This window comes from Chryseobacterium sp. MA9, assembly GCF_024399315.1.
Lineage (GTDB): Bacteria > Bacteroidota > Bacteroidia > Flavobacteriales > Weeksellaceae > Chryseobacterium.
Genome location: NZ_CP075170.1, coordinates 83,945 through 98,414, shown reverse-complemented (window position 1 = coordinate 98,414; position 14,470 = coordinate 83,945). Strand labels below are relative to the sequence as shown.

The window sequence follows — 14,470 nt, the reverse complement described above, 5'->3', positions numbered from 1 at the left end:
TGGGTATCTCTGCCCAGATACTACAACTATTGATCAGCAATATCTGATTACTGGAAGTTCTATTTGAAGTAATAAGTTGTAATCTTTAGATAAAAGCCATGGCTTTACAGTGCAATACAAAATCTGTAAAAAGCTTATGTTTTTACAGGATATCCAAATCTAAAACTTACAGAATTAAAATAATGGGAATAAAAAGCAAATGTAAGATTGTAAAAAAAAAATAAATTAAAATGAAAAAAAAGATATTCACAATATATTTACTAAGTTCAAGCCTTGCTTACAGTCAGAAATTAAGTTCTGAAAACATGAAACAATACTTACCTGATGTAATACCTGCAGCTCCTTCTGTAGCAAACTTGATGAAATTTGAAGAAGTTCCAGTGAATAACTATACAGGGGTTCCTGATATATCTTTTCCTCTAGGAAGTATACCTACATCAATCCCCAACATCCCAATAAATATAGCATTAAAATATCATATCTATAATGCTAAATCAGATTCAAAAGCAGGTGAAGTGGGATTAGGCTGGAGTTTATTGGCTGGAGGATCTATTTCGAGAACTATAGTAGGAAGTCCTGATGAGATGACTGTTTCACTTTCAGCCAATAAAGTAAAAATTGGAATATATTATGATGAGCTTACAAGCAGTATTGCAAGTAGGAAAAATTATTTTCATATGATTATTGATGACCCTAATTTAGCTTCACAGTTTATCGATATCAATCAATATGCATTTGATACTTATTTTGGCAATAAATATGATTCACAATATGACTTGTATCAGTATAATTTCATGAACTATACCGGTAGATTTATTGTGAAGAAAGTTGGAAATATCTTACAGGCTGTGAAGTTGGATAAAAATAATCTTAAAATAAAGGTTAATCATAGTATAACTGTTGATACTAGGTCTGCATTTGAGCCTTTGTCCTTTGAGATTACTGATGATCAGGGAAATGTCTTTATTTTTGATGTGACGGAAAAGTCTACAATGAATAAACTATCCAGCTCGGAGGGTTTATTTGGACAGTTATATACTGACGGATCTACATTGGTAAACAACTATAACAGTGCCTATCATCTAAGTAAAATCAAAAAAAATGAACAGGATGTTGTAAGATTAAGCTACGCGGCTCCTACAACAATAGTAACAGCAGACAGAGTTTGGTACAGTAACCGATATGTGTCTACTATAGACCAGCAGGCTTCGGGTATAATAGCTAATGAATCTTCACTTCCAAGAAAAAGTGAAAATCATATGACAACTACTAGAACAGAATCACGATCACTGCAAGAGATAGAAGTGGTTGACAGAGGAAAGATAAATTTTGAGTACGAGTATGGTAGACAAGATAGTAATTTTGAAGTAGGGTCCAATCAACCTAGCCTTAAGAGAGTCATTATAAAAAGTAAAGATGGACAATACGATGAAAGCTATGACTTTAATTACAATTATAAAAATAAGGGAATTTCCAAAAGATTATTTCTAAGTTCTGTTGAGAAGAAAAATAAAAAAGATAATAACTATATACTAAATCAGAAATATACTTTTGGATATTATGGAGACAGTGGAATAATACTTCCTTCTTATCCTGAGTTGGTAGCAGGTAATGATCGCTTTTTTTCCTGTGCGGGAAATCTTGCTTTTACAAAATGTCCTTCAGCTGAAGTTTTACAGTCAATTATATATCCAACAAAAGGAAAAGTAGAATTTGTATTTGAATCTAATACCTACAGTTATAAACCGCAGACAACTTCGGACCAGGCAACAGGAGCAGAAGAAATTACAAATTTTGATGGTAATCCCTTAAATTGGGATACTTATAATACAGATGTATCTTTTAATAACTTTAATCAGGGGTATAAATTTGCTTTTAGTTTTATTAACCAGACCAATGTAAGTATTAATATTAATTCTTCACAAATAGATCCATACAGCTGGCTGATAAAAATATACAGAAAGGAAGGGAATAATTACATTTACATCCCTGGAGCTGATTTTGGAAGTGCTTTTGATCAAAACCTTCAGGCACCCGCTTCAGTTGAGAGGCAGTTATCTGCTGGGGAATATTATTTTAAACTGGTAAAGTTAGATAATAATAATTATCCGGATTTCTTGTCTAATTTCCACTCAACCTATAGTGTAAGAAACTCAAATAATTACAAATTTTTATTTGATAATAGGGGAATCCGCATTGGAAATATCAGATACTTTTCCACTGACAATGAGAGTACTCCGGATAGAATTATGAATTTTAATTATCAGGATCTGAATGATTCTAAAAAGAGCACTGGTGCCCTGGTTTTTCCCTTACCTATAACTTCTTATGATGAATCTTATCGCACCATTCTGGAATACGCTTTTGGACAAGGAATAACTACAGAGGATTTTTCAGCAGAACTTACCAGAACATCCAGCAGAGATTATCTTGCTGCACAAAAAACAAAAGGCAGTGATATAGGATATCAATATGTATCAGTTTATGAAAGTGGTAAAGGAAAAACGGTATATCAATATACGTCTCCTATAGATAAACCAAACCTATATTCTCCTTCCGGCCAACCACCTTTTATTCCTGTACCGAATTATGATTTTATGAGAGGAAATCTGCTCAACAAAAAAGTATATAATCAAAATAATACACTTCTATCCGAATCAAAATTTCAGTATAATTTTAATTCGTTTATGATTTCTACCGGCGTGGGATTTGAAGCCAAGCAGAAAGGGTCGGCAGGATATTATTTGTACGGAGGTAAATATCCTACTTATTTATCTTATGTTATAGCAGCAAATGGAGGTGGAGGCGCGGCTTCTGTATTTGGAACTGATGTAAGTTCGTTTTTACAACAGATTAGCTATTCTGAACTGGTAGGAACTACTAATATGATTCAAGAAGAGCAAATTCAGTACTATCCAAATCAGCATTCTGTAAAACAAATTCAGGATAATACTTATAATACTTTAGATTATCTTACCCGCAATAAGATAACCTATTCTGATAATACAATAACAGAAACAGCCTATCAATACGCTTCAGAAAAAGGTAACCAGTTGATGATTAGTAAAAATATGATTGGGATTCCTTTAGAAACAGAAATCAAAAAAAATGGGGAAACAATTTCTAAAGTGGAGTCTCTATATCCGATAAGCCAGGCCGATGCAGATACAAAAACTTCAGGGCTGGCATTACCTTACCAGATTAATTCTACTGATTTATCAAATACAATTTCGAAAGAGGTTTCGTATGATAAATATGATGAAATGGGAAACATACTGCAATATACCGCAAGAGACGGAGTTTCAACAGTTATTATCTGGGGGTATAATAAAACCCTTCCTATTGCTAAAATTGTAGGGATTACTTTAAGTGAAATTCCGGATGCTATCATTACAGCAGTGGTAAATTCTTCCAATGCTGACGCAGCCAATCCGGCTAATGAATCTGTCTTAATTAATGATTTGATTACTTTCAGAAAAGCAGTTGAAGCCCTACCGAGAAGAATACCTCAAATTACAACTTACACACACGATGCTTTAATTGGGGTAACCACCATTACTCCTCCATCAGGAATCAGAGAAAATTATATTTATGATTCCGCAGGCCGACTTGAAAAAGTGATCAACATGGACGGTAAATTGTTGAAGGAGACGAAATACAATTATAAAAACTAAACATTAGCAGGAGGAAAAATACAGCAAAAGATAAAAAGGGGAAAATGAAATTTAATTTAAGAAAAGGAATTGATAATATAATTATTAATGGAGATTTTGACAATAAGTAGAGTGTTACATTTTCAGAATACTTCCCCGGTATTGGAATGCATATGAATTAATATTCAATCTCCTCCCGGCTGACGTAAGCGTTTCGCTCGTATCCATAGAGGAAACAGAAAAAACTACTGTGTTGGCAGTAATTTTATTTTATTTAAGCTGTTATCCAAATGCCGCTAGCTCATAAAGCTATGCGTTATAGTATCAAAGATTTCGCTAAACCCAATATTATCCAATTGTTAAAATTAAACACCCGTTCAATGATTATTCTCAAATATTGTCCCAGTCTATTAAAAATAGAATATTAATTAACAAATTATATTACCTTAAACGCAATGATAATCAGAAAATTATTACTAACTTTAGTCATAACTTTAAAACCAATTAACTATGTCACATATATTAGCTGGACTATTTGATTATCACAGCGACTACAAAAAACTGGAAAGTGATCTGGAAAATTCAGGATTTGAAAACTCAGATTACATTGTGTATCTTAACAGTGGTTCTAATAATTCCCAATATCTGGCAAGTGTTACCGTAAATGATATCAATCAGATTGACCTTGCACGGAGCGCATTTATTCAGAATGCAGCATTGAAATCATACCTATTTGAAAACATGAATATCAATGAAACGAATTATGATACCATTAAAAAGTATATTGATGCAAGAAACAGAGCTGAAATTCAGAACAGCCCTGATATTAAAATCAAAACATCAAGTGACGGTATGAATTCTGAAGTTAAATTCTAATCGATATAAAATCTAATAGCCGGAGATCCGCAGTGTATTCTGCGGATCTTTTATCTTTGAAAAAACTAAAAAATTTCGTATTTTCGTCTTATTATAGGCACGTGCACAAATGAGTTACGATTTAGAACAAGAGAATAAGGAGATCCTTGCAAGATATAAGGACCTGATTTCTAATACATACAGAACATTGGATGAGGAAAACAACAAGCTCATCCGAAAGGCATTCGATATTGCATTGGATGCCCACAAGGATCAAAGGAGAAAATCCGGAGAACCTTACATCTACCACCCTATTGCTGTTGCTAAAATTGTAGCAACAGAGATTGGCTTGGGGGCTACTTCTATTGCCTGTGCCCTTTTGCATGACGTAATTGAAGATTCCGATTATACTTACGAAGATCTGAAAAAAATCTTTGGAGAAAAGATCGCCAGTATCGTGAATGGGCTGACTAAGATCTCCATCATGAACCACCAGAATATCTCTGTGCAATCTGAAAATTACAGGAAACTGTTATTGACTTTATCTGAGGATTTCAGAGTTATTCTGATTAAAATTGCAGACCGTCTTCATAATATGAGGACCCTGGAAAGTATGGCTCCGGACAAGCAGAAAAAAATCGCATCAGAAACGGTTTATATCTACGCTCCGATGGCCCACCGTCTTGGATTGTACAACATCAAATCTGAGCTGGAAGATCTTTCTTTAAAATATAACAGTCCCGAAGTATACAACGAGATCACCGAGAAATTGGAACTCGCCAAGGAAAGCCGTGAAAGATATATTGAAGAGTTTAAGAAAGAAGTATCAGAAAGACTTCGTGAAGAAGGCTTAAACTTTAAAATCAAAGGCCGGGCAAAAGCTATTTCCTCTATTTACAGAAAAATGCTGAAGCAGGGAGTTTCCTTTGAAGAGGTTTTTGATAATTATGCTATCAGGATTATCTATAAATCAGATGCAAAAAATGAAAAATTTCTTGCATGGAAGATCTACTCTATTGTTACGGATGTATACCACAGTAATCCGTCAAGAATGCGTGACTGGATTACACAGCCCCGTTCTACAGGATACGAAAGTTTACACTTAACGGTTTTAGGTCCGGACAGAAAATGGATTGAAGTTCAGATCCGTTCTGAGCGTATGGATGAAATCGCTGAAAAAGGTGTTGCCGCTCACTACAAATACAAAGAAGGCTACAAACAGAGTTCTGATGACAGAAACTTTGAAAAATGGGTAACCGAAATCCGCGAAGTTCTGGAACAGCAGCAGAACCTTTCTACTTCGGAGCTTTTGGATAATATTAAGCTAAATTTATACTCCAAAGAGGTATTTGTATTTACCCCGAAAGGAGAAATTAAGATTCTCCCAACCAATGCTACTGCTCTGGATTTTGCATTCTCAGTCCATTCCGACTTAGGAATGAAATGTTTGGGAGCTAAAATCAATGGAAAACTGGTTCCTATTTCCTATATCCTTCAAAACGGGGATCAGGTGGATATTCTTTCTTCGCAGAATCAGAAACCAAAATCTGACTGGCTGGAATTCGTAGTGACTTCTAAGGCCAAATCAAAGATCAAAAGTTATCTGAACTCTCAGAAAAACCAACTGGTAGAGGAAGGAAAAGAAATCCTGCAAAGAAAGCTGCGTCATGCAAAAATCAATTTCAATGATGAAGAAATTAATAAACTTCAAAAGTTCTTTAATTTAAAATCTTCTCAAGAGCTTTTTCTTAAATTCCAAAGCAACGAACTCGATGTCAGCAGTTTGAGAAAATATATTGAAAGCAAAAACGTATTTAACAATTTACTGTCCAGATTTAGAAAATCTCCGCCAAAAAATCAACATTTCGAGGAACCCAAAGAGGAAAACCTTGACATGATTATCTTTGGGAAAGATGAGGAAAAACTAAACTACAGTTATGCAAAATGCTGTACGGTAATTCCAGGGGACAAAATTTTCGGATTCATCACCATTTCGGACGGAATTAAAGTTCACAGTGATACCTGCCCAAATGCCATCAACCTGAGAGCGCAGTATGACTACCGTGTAATTCCTGCCAAATGGGTCAATGCAGAAAGCTTTAAGAACAGAGTGAAAATTGAAATTGAAGGACTTGACAGAATGGGTATGATCAATGATATCACTACTGTCATCAGCGGAAGTATGGGTATGGACATGAAAAGTCTCTCTATTGAATCCAATAATGGGGTTTTCACAGGGAATATCATTCTCGAAGTTAAAAATAAAGGCCAGCTGGAAGAGACCTTCAAAAAACTTAAAAATATTAATGGTGTTTCAAGAGTGAGACGACTACAATCATAAACATGAATTTATCTCTATATTTTAAAAAATTTTTCAACAATAGCCAGTCTTCAGGAATTATTCTTATTTTCTGTGTATTGGTTTCATTGCTTATTGCCAATTCATCAGCTGCAGAAAACTTCCAGCATTTTTTGGACAAAGAAGTGGGTACCCATCTTTTTGGACTGGAATATCCTGTGAGCATCTGGATTAATGACGGATTGATGGCAGTATTCTTCCTTCTCGTAGGCCTTGAAATAAAACGGGAGCTTGTAGAAGGTGAACTTTCATCCTTTAAAAATGCTTCGCTTCCCATTTTTGCTGCTGTAGGCGGAATGCTTGTTCCGGCAGTGATTTACAGTATTTTCAATACCGGAACAGAATATGGCAATGGCTGGGGAATTCCCATGGCTACGGATATTGCTTTTTCACTGGCAATTATTTCGATGCTGGGAAAAAAGATTCCCAATTCTATCAAGATATTTTTAGCAGCATTGGCTATTGTAGATGATCTTGGAGCTATTCTTGTGATTGCAATTTTCTATACTGAGCAAATTCACTGGAGCTATCTCCTATTGTCTTTTGGAGTAACTGCCCTGCTTTTTATTTTAAATTTTTTAAAAGTAACCAAAACTATATTTTATATTATTCCCGGACTGTTTTTATGGTATTTCCTTCATCACTCCGGAATTCACGCTACCATAGCAGGTGTGTTACTTGCATTTTCAATACCTACCAACGCTTCCAATGTAGAAATATCACCATTGGAAAAACTGGAGCATAAGCTTCACATTCCGGTAAGCTTTCTGATCATGCCTGTATTTGCTTTGACGAATACCAATATCACTTTTTCCAGTGAAATGGTTGCCGGTGTTACCAGTACATTAGGGTTGGGAATTATTTGTGGTTTGGTATTGGGTAAACTAATCGGTATCAATCTGTTTTCACTGATTGCTATTAAATTAAAACTTAGTTCTCTGCCTCAAAACAGCAACTGGCTTCAAATGATTGGCGTAGGTCTATTGGCCGGAATTGGATTTACTATGTCCATTTTTATCGCATTGCTTTCCTTTAAAGGAGAAATTCCTATTCAGGATGAAGCGAAATTTGCTATTTTGATTGCCTCCTTTATAGCTGCTATTGCAGGATTTACCATATTAAGTATAAGTTCAAAAGAAAACCCTGAACTGGAAGAGAATTAGTCTTTCTTTGGGGTTTCCAGTTTTCTTTTATGCTCTTCATCACCCTCGAAGTCAGGTTCTGTAATCTGGGTGTGATAGTGTATGGTTTCTCTCTGGATCTCATCAGACAGCAGTTTTTCAATTCTGAGCTTTCTGATGGCCATATTCAGTTCATTACCGAATAAAAGCAGATATACATTTACATTCACCCAAACCATCAGCAGAATCATACTTCCGATGGATCCATAAAGAACATTATAACGAGCAATATCCTTTACATAAATAGCAAAAATATAAGTAGTAACAACGAAGAGTATCGTGGTTAAAATAGCACCGGGAACTGCTTGTCGGAATCGTGTAATCTTCACGGTTCCCAGCCAGTAAAATAAAGTCAGAAGAATAAAGTAAAAAAGAGGAAAAGAAACGAATCCTATAATACTGGAGAGGTTATCTACAAGCCAGGTAATATCATAAGCTGGTGTAAAAAGCTTCATCACAACTTCCACATAATACACGCCGAAAAGTGCTAAAAAAACAATAGTGATAAAGCCTATTGTAATAAAGAATGAAAGAATAAATTCCTTTACATCACTCAGTTTTTCATCTGTATTTTCATTAAAACCATTGATCAGGGAAAATGTACCGTTCGTGGCAAAAATAAGTGCCAGAACAATGGTCAGATTACTGATCCCTCTCATATTTGGAATAATATTATTTTCTATATACCCTCTTACATCTCCTTCCATATTTGAAGGGAAAACATTATGCATTAGCACATCAAAAATATAGAACTGCAGTTTATCATAATGCGGCATATAAGGCAAAACGGAAAGCAAGAACAGAATAAACGGAAAAAGGCTTATGGTAAAGCTCCAGGAAATTGCAGCTGCTTTTCTACCAATTTTACCTTTGAAAATCCCGGAGATATAGATCTGAAACATCTGCCAAAGCGATATTCCCAAAACAGGAATATGGATGCTGTCAAAAAACTCTTGAATCTTCAAAATAAATCTGGGAACCTTTACACTCATCGATCTGTTTGTCTTTATACAAATGTAGGGGAATTAAATTAAATAAGGAAAAGATGAAAAGTTATATGTGGCAGATAGAAGGTGGCAGGGATTAGTAATTAGGGAAAATATTCTGTGAAATAGAAATGAAGGTTCATTGAGTCAAGAGCAAGGAGCCAATAATCAAGGTAATAACAGCCAAAATAGAACCAGGAACAAAAAGAAACTAACAACTAGCAACAAAAAAACCACCAGTAACCTTAAACCTTGAACTTTAAACATCCTGCAACATTCAACCCAAAACTTTGAACTTTGCTCCCCGAAGCCCTATCTTTGCTCTCTGAAACTTCTTACAATGCGAATCAGTTTACTTTGTATCGGTAAAACAGACGATAAAGAAATTACGTCTTTAATTAATTACTATCTCAACCGTTTGCCTAAACACTGGAATTTTGAAATTACTGAAATCCCGGATGTGAAAAATGCTAAAAACCTTTCCCCTGATCTTCTCAAAAAGGAAGAAGCTAAATTGTTTTTAAATCATATCGACAAAAACGACCTGGTAGTGATTCTTGATGAAAAAGGAAAGCAGTTTACCAGCCGTGAATTTTCGCAGAAAATTGATACCTGGATGAATGCTTCTGTGAAAAAAGTACATATTCTGATTGGGGGCGCTTATGGCTTTTCTGAAGAGATTTACAGCAGAGCGAATGAAAAAATGTCTTTATCCAAAATGACCTTTACCCACCAGATGATCCGTCTGTTTATTGTAGAACAGCTTTACCGTGCTGATCAGATTTTACAGGGTAAACCTTATCATAACGATTAATACAAAAGAAAACTGTCTCAAAAATCAAATAGTTTGACTTTTGAGACAGCGTATTTTTATTTCTTTAGGTTTTACTGCCTTTTATTGAAATTTACTATTTCAGATTGATCTGTCTTTTTGCTTCACCCACTACAAAAGCAACGGAATTGGCAATATTAAAGCTCCTGATCAGTTTAGACATAGGAATTGTAAGATGATTTTCAAAACGATCCAGAACCTCTTTGCTCAGGCCTACACTCTCTTTTCCGAAAACCAACCAATCCCCATCCTGAAAATCGGTTTCCAGATATGATTTTTCAGCATGTGAACTCATTAAAAAAACACGGGACTTATCAGGAATCTGTTTAATCCATTCTTCAACATCTGCATATTCAGAAACATCGAGATGTATCCAGTAATCCAGTCCGGAACGCTTCAGGTTTTTATCATTAATTACAAATCCAAATGGGTGGACCAGGTGTAATCTGCTTTCGGTTCCTACACATAATCTTCCGATATTCCCAGTATTATTCGGTATTTCGGGTTCTACAAGAACAATATTCAACATCTCTATCTCTTTATTCGCTTTTTTAAACGGTTAAACCAGGTTTTAGTATTTTCGTTTGGATTTATTTAAATAATCAGGTTGTAAATTTTAATTTATTTCTTGCCACATTTAGCATAGGAATCTGTCAGCACCGCTTTTTCGTAGCCCAAAGCAACCGCTTTATCCAGGTTTGCGCAGGCTTCCTTAAGTTTGGAAGTATCCAGCAGAATCATGGCTTTGCTCACATAAGATTGTGCAAATTTCGGATCTATAGAAATGGCTTTATTGGCATCGGTAAGTGCTTCTTTATATTTTTTCATTTTAAAATATACATCAGCACGTCCGTTGTAAAGCAATGATTCCGGTTTTTCAGCAAGAAGTATGTTGTAATCTTTTAAAGCGCCGTCCAGATCTCCGTTATTTTTTTTCAGATTGGCAAGTCCTGTTTTTGCAAAAATATTATCTGGTGCAAAAATCAGAATCTGATTAAGATCTTTGATGGCAAGGTCCTTTTTTCCCTGGCTGTCATAGATTTTGGAACGGGTAAGGTATAAATCCGGCGTTTCAGGATTCACTTTCAATCCTTTTTCTACATATTCCAGTGCCTTTACCTTATTCCCTTTCTGGCTGTAAAGCGATGACAGGTTCACATAAACGGAAATAGACATAGGATTTGCTTTTAAGGCAGAATCATAGGATTTAAAAGCCTGAGTAGTCTTCCCCAGCCTTCTCTGAGCTGTTCCGAGATAATCATAATATTCCGACTGAAATTTTTGAATCTGTTCTTTTTCTGCCAGTTTTAAGTATTGCTCTTCGGCACACTTATAATCAGCTTTATTAAAACAGTCTTCCGCCAGTTTTTTATCCTGAGCATAAAAATTAAGAGAGAAACAAAGGGATGTTACTAATAATAAAGTTTTTTTCATGAAGTTATAGTTTGTTTATTGATCACTTTTTTGGCGAGTGCACCAAATATCACTCCCAATAAAGATCCAACAAACGCCCCCACCAAAATATCAATTGGGAAATGCACTCCTAAATAGATTCGGCTGTAAGAAACAACCAGAGCCCATGCAAATATAGCATAAGGAAACCATTTAATCTTCTTTTTCAGTAAAATACCTAAATAAGTTGCCAAAAAGAAGGTATTGGAAGCATGAGCAGAATAAAACCCAAACTGTCCGCCACATTTCACAATTCTCATATGATGCTCCAAAGTAGGGTCATGGCACGGTCTCAACCTCGCTACCCCATATTTGAAAATATTGGCAAGCTGATCAGAAACTACAGCCCCAAGCCCAATAAATATAAGAATAAAAACTAAAGTTCTTAGTTGATAATTTTTGTATAAAAAATAAAGAAAAATAATATAAAGAGGTACCCAGATCCAGGTACTTGAAATCAGCATCCAAAACTGGTCGAAAGATGAATCGCCCAAATTATTAAGGTAAAGAAATACCTTTTTATCTTCCTGAATAATCTCCTCCATGATTATCTGCTTACAGGTCCTTCATAAGTCTCATCATCAGCAGGCTTCGGCTTTGGAGGTTCATTAGAAGCAAGAGTACCTGGTTCCGTCAGAATATCTTTTTCGATATCCTTCATCGGGTTGAAATCTTTCGCAGCATCTTTTACCTTTTCAATCTCACGCTTTATTTCAGAAACAGGATTATCTGTCTCCTTCATGATTTCAGTTTTGATATCTTCTACTGCTCCACGCATTTTTCTAACGCCTGCACCTAAGTCACGCGCAATCTGAGGCAGTTTATCCGGTCCGAATAATACAACGATTGCAATGGCAATGAGTGCCATTTCTCCAATGCTTAATTCCATGGTGTAAAATTACGAAAGATTATTGCATTTATGGATGGCAAACTAAAAATTTAAACAAATTTTAAGATTTTGTAAAAGTTCAGGGTTTTGAGCTCAAAGTTTAAGGTTTAGGGTTGCTGGTTGTTTTTTGTTGCTACCTCGATTCTTGGTTCAAGGGTTAGGGTTTAAAAATTAGGGTTAGAAGTTAAGAAATTGAATATTGATCATTATGGGAAACACTCCCCCTAATCCCTAATCCCTGCTACCTTTAAATTAACAAATAATTAATTCAAAACAATGAGAATTACATAACAATTCAGTATATTTATAATGCACAACCAAATAAATATATATTATGAAAAAACTAGTGACTACTTTTAAAGTTTTCGCCGTATTATCGGTATTGGCATTCAACAGCTGCCAGAATGAAAACAACGAATTGAACCAGCAGGAAACAGTTCAGGCAAAAATAACCGCCGCTGACCTGAAAAAAGAGATCACCCCTCTTTCTTCTCAAATTGTTCCTGAAGCAGTACAGCTTCAACTGAATGAATCCGGAAAAAACCTTGAAACTTATCTGAACAACGATCTGCAGATTGCTGAAGTGAAGGTATTGGGAAAAATCTCAACCCAGAAAGGCATTGACCTCTCCAAAAGTATGATCACTGACAAAGACCAGTTTATTGCAACAGGAAACATCATGGATCCGTCTTCAGTAAAGATTGGAAAAATTGGAGATTTATATAGCGGAGATGATCTGACAACTGCCCAGCAGGGATTGAGAGAGGCTGTCACTGAGGAAGTGAAATCAGGTACCAACGTTATGGAAATAACATGGAACAGCAAAAATGGAAAATTTACTACATTGTGTTTTTACAAAGATTCAGGGATTATCTGGGACAATATTTTCGGAGGTCTTATCATGATGGATCCACGTGGAAATACGGAAGCTTCCAACAACAATCAGGCAGCAAAAGTGGCTTCTACCTGGTATAAACAATGGTGGACAGCCAGCTGGCTATGGGGTTCCAAGAGAGGTGAAGCCGGATATCAGATTACGATTTATTATTCCGGTTCTACAGTTTCCAATGCAGATGTAAGTGACTGGGGATATATCAGTTTAGGGAAAGCGAAAAGTGAGAGCAAGATTACAAAGAGAACAGGAGCTTATGGACAATGCCGTTATGCGCTGGGACTTTGTACACCTACAGGTTCTTTAAGCTTTAATAGCAGTAATTTCTCAGTGTCATTTTCAGGATTGGGCAGTAATATTGTAAGTAACGGGACAAAATCCCTTTATCCATAATTTTCATAAAAATCAGATTTCAAAAAAACGGGGAGCTTGCTGAGCTTCCCGTTTGTATTTTATATCAAGGCTATATTTGAAGGTATCAATTTTTGATTTTTTGATTTCAATACTTCTACTGCATTTTCTTTCAGTCCGAAAGTATTTTTCAGCATGTCAAACAATTCTTCATTATTATTAATCAAAACCGATTCTTTTCCACCATTTTCATATCTTATATTCAGTGTATTTTGACTGAAAGTATAACGGGCTTCTTCATCTACCTTAGAAAGTACAAGGTTTTTCTTAAAATTGGATTCAGGATGTGTAGACAAGTACCAGTTTGAAATTTCAAGATCTACATGTTCTACCAGTTCTAATGTAAAACGATAAATGGGCAGCCACTTTTCATTCCATATCCAAAGGAAATACATTCCTTCTTTTTGTGAAATCTTAAAGAGTCCGTTTGGTGTCTGTTGTGGTTCTTCGTTATTCAACAATAAAGGTGTAGTAAGTGTAGTCGTCCCAAAACCGCAATCTACAAGATATTTTTGCCCTTCTATATCAGCAATCAGCATCAAATGGCTTTTGGCAGCACTGCTGTTTTCTTCTCTTCTCCATACTACCCTTCCCAATTGTAATTCAACATGGAATCCCAAACTGGAAAGTACTTCCCTTAAAAGTAAATTTTGTTCATAGCAATATCCTCCTCTCGATTCTGTAACCAGTTTTTTAAAAATATCATCCAGATCCAGAGAAGGCACTGTTCCTGTATAGGAGTCAATATTTTCAAAAGGAATGTGTTTAGGATGAAGCTGATGTATTGTTTTCAATACCTCCATACTCATTTCCGGAGTTCCGGAGAAATGAATTCGTTCGAAATACTTTTCCAGGCTAAATGCATTCATAATTTATTTGTTTTAAAAAGTAGAAAGACTACTTCTGTAAAATTATTGAATAGATTGAACCCGGAGCGGTATATATGTTCAGAATAGAACA

12 protein-coding genes are annotated in these 14,470 nt (G+C 35.4%); 6 read left to right on the top strand and 6 right to left on the bottom strand.

Going from position 1 to position 14,470, the window contains the following annotated elements:
* Window positions 1-230: 230 nt before the first annotated feature.
* The 4 genes from KIK00_RS00400 (at window position 231) to nhaA (ending at window position 8,030) form a co-directional block, all read left to right on the top strand.
* On the top strand, window positions 231-3,674 hold the full coding sequence (locus KIK00_RS00400; protein ID WP_255814605.1) for a hypothetical protein: 3,444 nt from the start codon (window positions 231-233) through the stop codon (window positions 3,672-3,674).
* A gap of 489 nt (window positions 3,675-4,163) precedes the next feature.
* Window positions 4,164-4,529 (top strand): hypothetical protein, encoded by a 366-nt coding sequence (locus KIK00_RS00395; protein WP_255814604.1) that lies wholly within the window; start codon window positions 4,164-4,166, stop codon window positions 4,527-4,529.
* Window positions 4,530-4,638: 109 nt separating this feature from the next.
* Entirely contained in the window at window positions 4,639-6,849 is a 2,211-nt protein-coding gene (locus tag KIK00_RS00390) for a bifunctional (p)ppGpp synthetase/guanosine-3',5'-bis(diphosphate) 3'-pyrophosphohydrolase (RefSeq protein ID WP_255814603.1), read from the top strand.
* Between the two features lie 2 nt (window positions 6,850-6,851).
* Window positions 6,852-8,030, top strand: a complete 1,179-nt coding sequence (gene nhaA / locus KIK00_RS00385) for a Na+/H+ antiporter NhaA (RefSeq protein ID WP_255814602.1) — start codon at window positions 6,852-6,854, stop codon at window positions 8,028-8,030.
* Here nhaA and KIK00_RS00380 read toward each other — a convergent pair.
* Complete coding sequence (locus KIK00_RS00380) at window positions 8,027-9,040, bottom strand: YihY/virulence factor BrkB family protein (protein ID WP_255814601.1); 1,014 nt, start codon at window positions 9,038-9,040, stop codon at window positions 8,027-8,029. The genes nhaA and KIK00_RS00380 overlap by 4 nt on opposite strands.
* A 334-nt stretch (window positions 9,041-9,374) precedes the next feature.
* Here KIK00_RS00380 and KIK00_RS00375 point away from each other — a divergent pair, with 334 nt between their 5' ends.
* The gene (locus KIK00_RS00375; protein WP_255814600.1) at window positions 9,375-9,848 is read left to right on the top strand and encodes a 23S rRNA (pseudouridine(1915)-N(3))-methyltransferase RlmH; all 474 of its coding nucleotides are present in this window, start codon (window positions 9,375-9,377) and stop codon (window positions 9,846-9,848) included.
* 94 nt (window positions 9,849-9,942) lie between these two features.
* Here the strand turns inward: KIK00_RS00375 and KIK00_RS00370 are convergent, their stop codons facing one another.
* The 4 genes from KIK00_RS00370 to KIK00_RS00355 all read right to left on the bottom strand — a co-directional run bounded on the left by KIK00_RS00370 (window position 9,943) and on the right by KIK00_RS00355 (window position 12,207).
* Window positions 9,943-10,395, bottom strand: coding sequence for a tRNA (cytidine(34)-2'-O)-methyltransferase (locus KIK00_RS00370; RefSeq protein ID WP_255814599.1), 453 nt, complete (start codon window positions 10,393-10,395; stop codon window positions 9,943-9,945).
* Between the two features lie 92 nt (window positions 10,396-10,487).
* Entirely contained in the window at window positions 10,488-11,300 is an 813-nt protein-coding gene (locus tag KIK00_RS00365) for a lipopolysaccharide assembly protein LapB (RefSeq protein ID WP_255814598.1), read from the bottom strand.
* Window positions 11,297-11,863 (bottom strand): phosphatase PAP2 family protein, encoded by a 567-nt coding sequence (locus KIK00_RS00360; RefSeq protein WP_184552725.1) that lies wholly within the window; start codon window positions 11,861-11,863, stop codon window positions 11,297-11,299. Before KIK00_RS00360 ends, KIK00_RS00365 begins: the two co-directional genes overlap by 4 nt.
* Before the next feature lie 2 nt (window positions 11,864-11,865).
* Window positions 11,866-12,207, bottom strand: a complete 342-nt coding sequence (locus KIK00_RS00355; protein ID WP_047376773.1) for a twin-arginine translocase TatA/TatE family subunit — start codon at window positions 12,205-12,207, stop codon at window positions 11,866-11,868.
* A gap of 334 nt (window positions 12,208-12,541) precedes the next feature.
* On the opposite strand from KIK00_RS00355, the gene KIK00_RS00350 reads away from it, so the two are divergent.
* The gene (locus tag KIK00_RS00350; protein ID WP_255814597.1) at window positions 12,542-13,492 is read left to right on the top strand and encodes a hypothetical protein; all 951 of its coding nucleotides are present in this window, start codon (window positions 12,542-12,544) and stop codon (window positions 13,490-13,492) included.
* 59 nt (window positions 13,493-13,551) lie between these two features.
* Here KIK00_RS00350 and KIK00_RS00345 read toward each other — a convergent pair whose 3' ends face one another.
* Window positions 13,552-14,379, bottom strand: coding sequence for an arylamine N-acetyltransferase (locus tag KIK00_RS00345; RefSeq protein ID WP_255814596.1), 828 nt, complete (start codon window positions 14,377-14,379; stop codon window positions 13,552-13,554).
* Window positions 14,380-14,470 lie beyond the last annotated feature (91 nt).

Excerpts from the sequence above, each read along its gene's own strand:
- KIK00_RS00400 (WP_255814605.1), top strand. The coding sequence starts at position 231 with ATGAAAAAAAAGATATTCACAATATATTTACTAAGTTCAAGCCTTGCT.
- KIK00_RS00395 (WP_255814604.1), top strand. The coding sequence starts at position 4,164 with ATGTCACATATATTAGCTGGACTATTTGATTATCACAGCGACTACAAA.
- KIK00_RS00390 (WP_255814603.1), top strand. The coding sequence starts at position 4,639 with ATGAGTTACGATTTAGAACAAGAGAATAAGGAGATCCTTGCAAGATAT.
- nhaA (WP_255814602.1), top strand. The coding sequence starts at position 6,852 with ATGAATTTATCTCTATATTTTAAAAAATTTTTCAACAATAGCCAGTCT.
- KIK00_RS00380 (WP_255814601.1), bottom strand. The coding sequence starts at position 9,040 with ATGAGTGTAAAGGTTCCCAGATTTATTTTGAAGATTCAAGAGTTTTTT.
- KIK00_RS00375 (WP_255814600.1), top strand. The coding sequence starts at position 9,375 with ATGCGAATCAGTTTACTTTGTATCGGTAAAACAGACGATAAAGAAATT.
- KIK00_RS00370 (WP_255814599.1), bottom strand. The coding sequence starts at position 10,395 with ATGTTGAATATTGTTCTTGTAGAACCCGAAATACCGAATAATACTGGG.
- KIK00_RS00365 (WP_255814598.1), bottom strand. The coding sequence starts at position 11,300 with ATGAAAAAAACTTTATTATTAGTAACATCCCTTTGTTTCTCTCTTAAT.
- KIK00_RS00360 (WP_184552725.1), bottom strand. The coding sequence starts at position 11,863 with ATGGAGGAGATTATTCAGGAAGATAAAAAGGTATTTCTTTACCTTAAT.
- KIK00_RS00355 (WP_047376773.1), bottom strand. The coding sequence starts at position 12,207 with ATGGAATTAAGCATTGGAGAAATGGCACTCATTGCCATTGCAATCGTT.
- KIK00_RS00350 (WP_255814597.1), top strand. The coding sequence starts at position 12,542 with ATGAAAAAACTAGTGACTACTTTTAAAGTTTTCGCCGTATTATCGGTA.
- KIK00_RS00345 (WP_255814596.1), bottom strand. The coding sequence starts at position 14,379 with ATGAATGCATTTAGCCTGGAAAAGTATTTCGAACGAATTCATTTCTCC.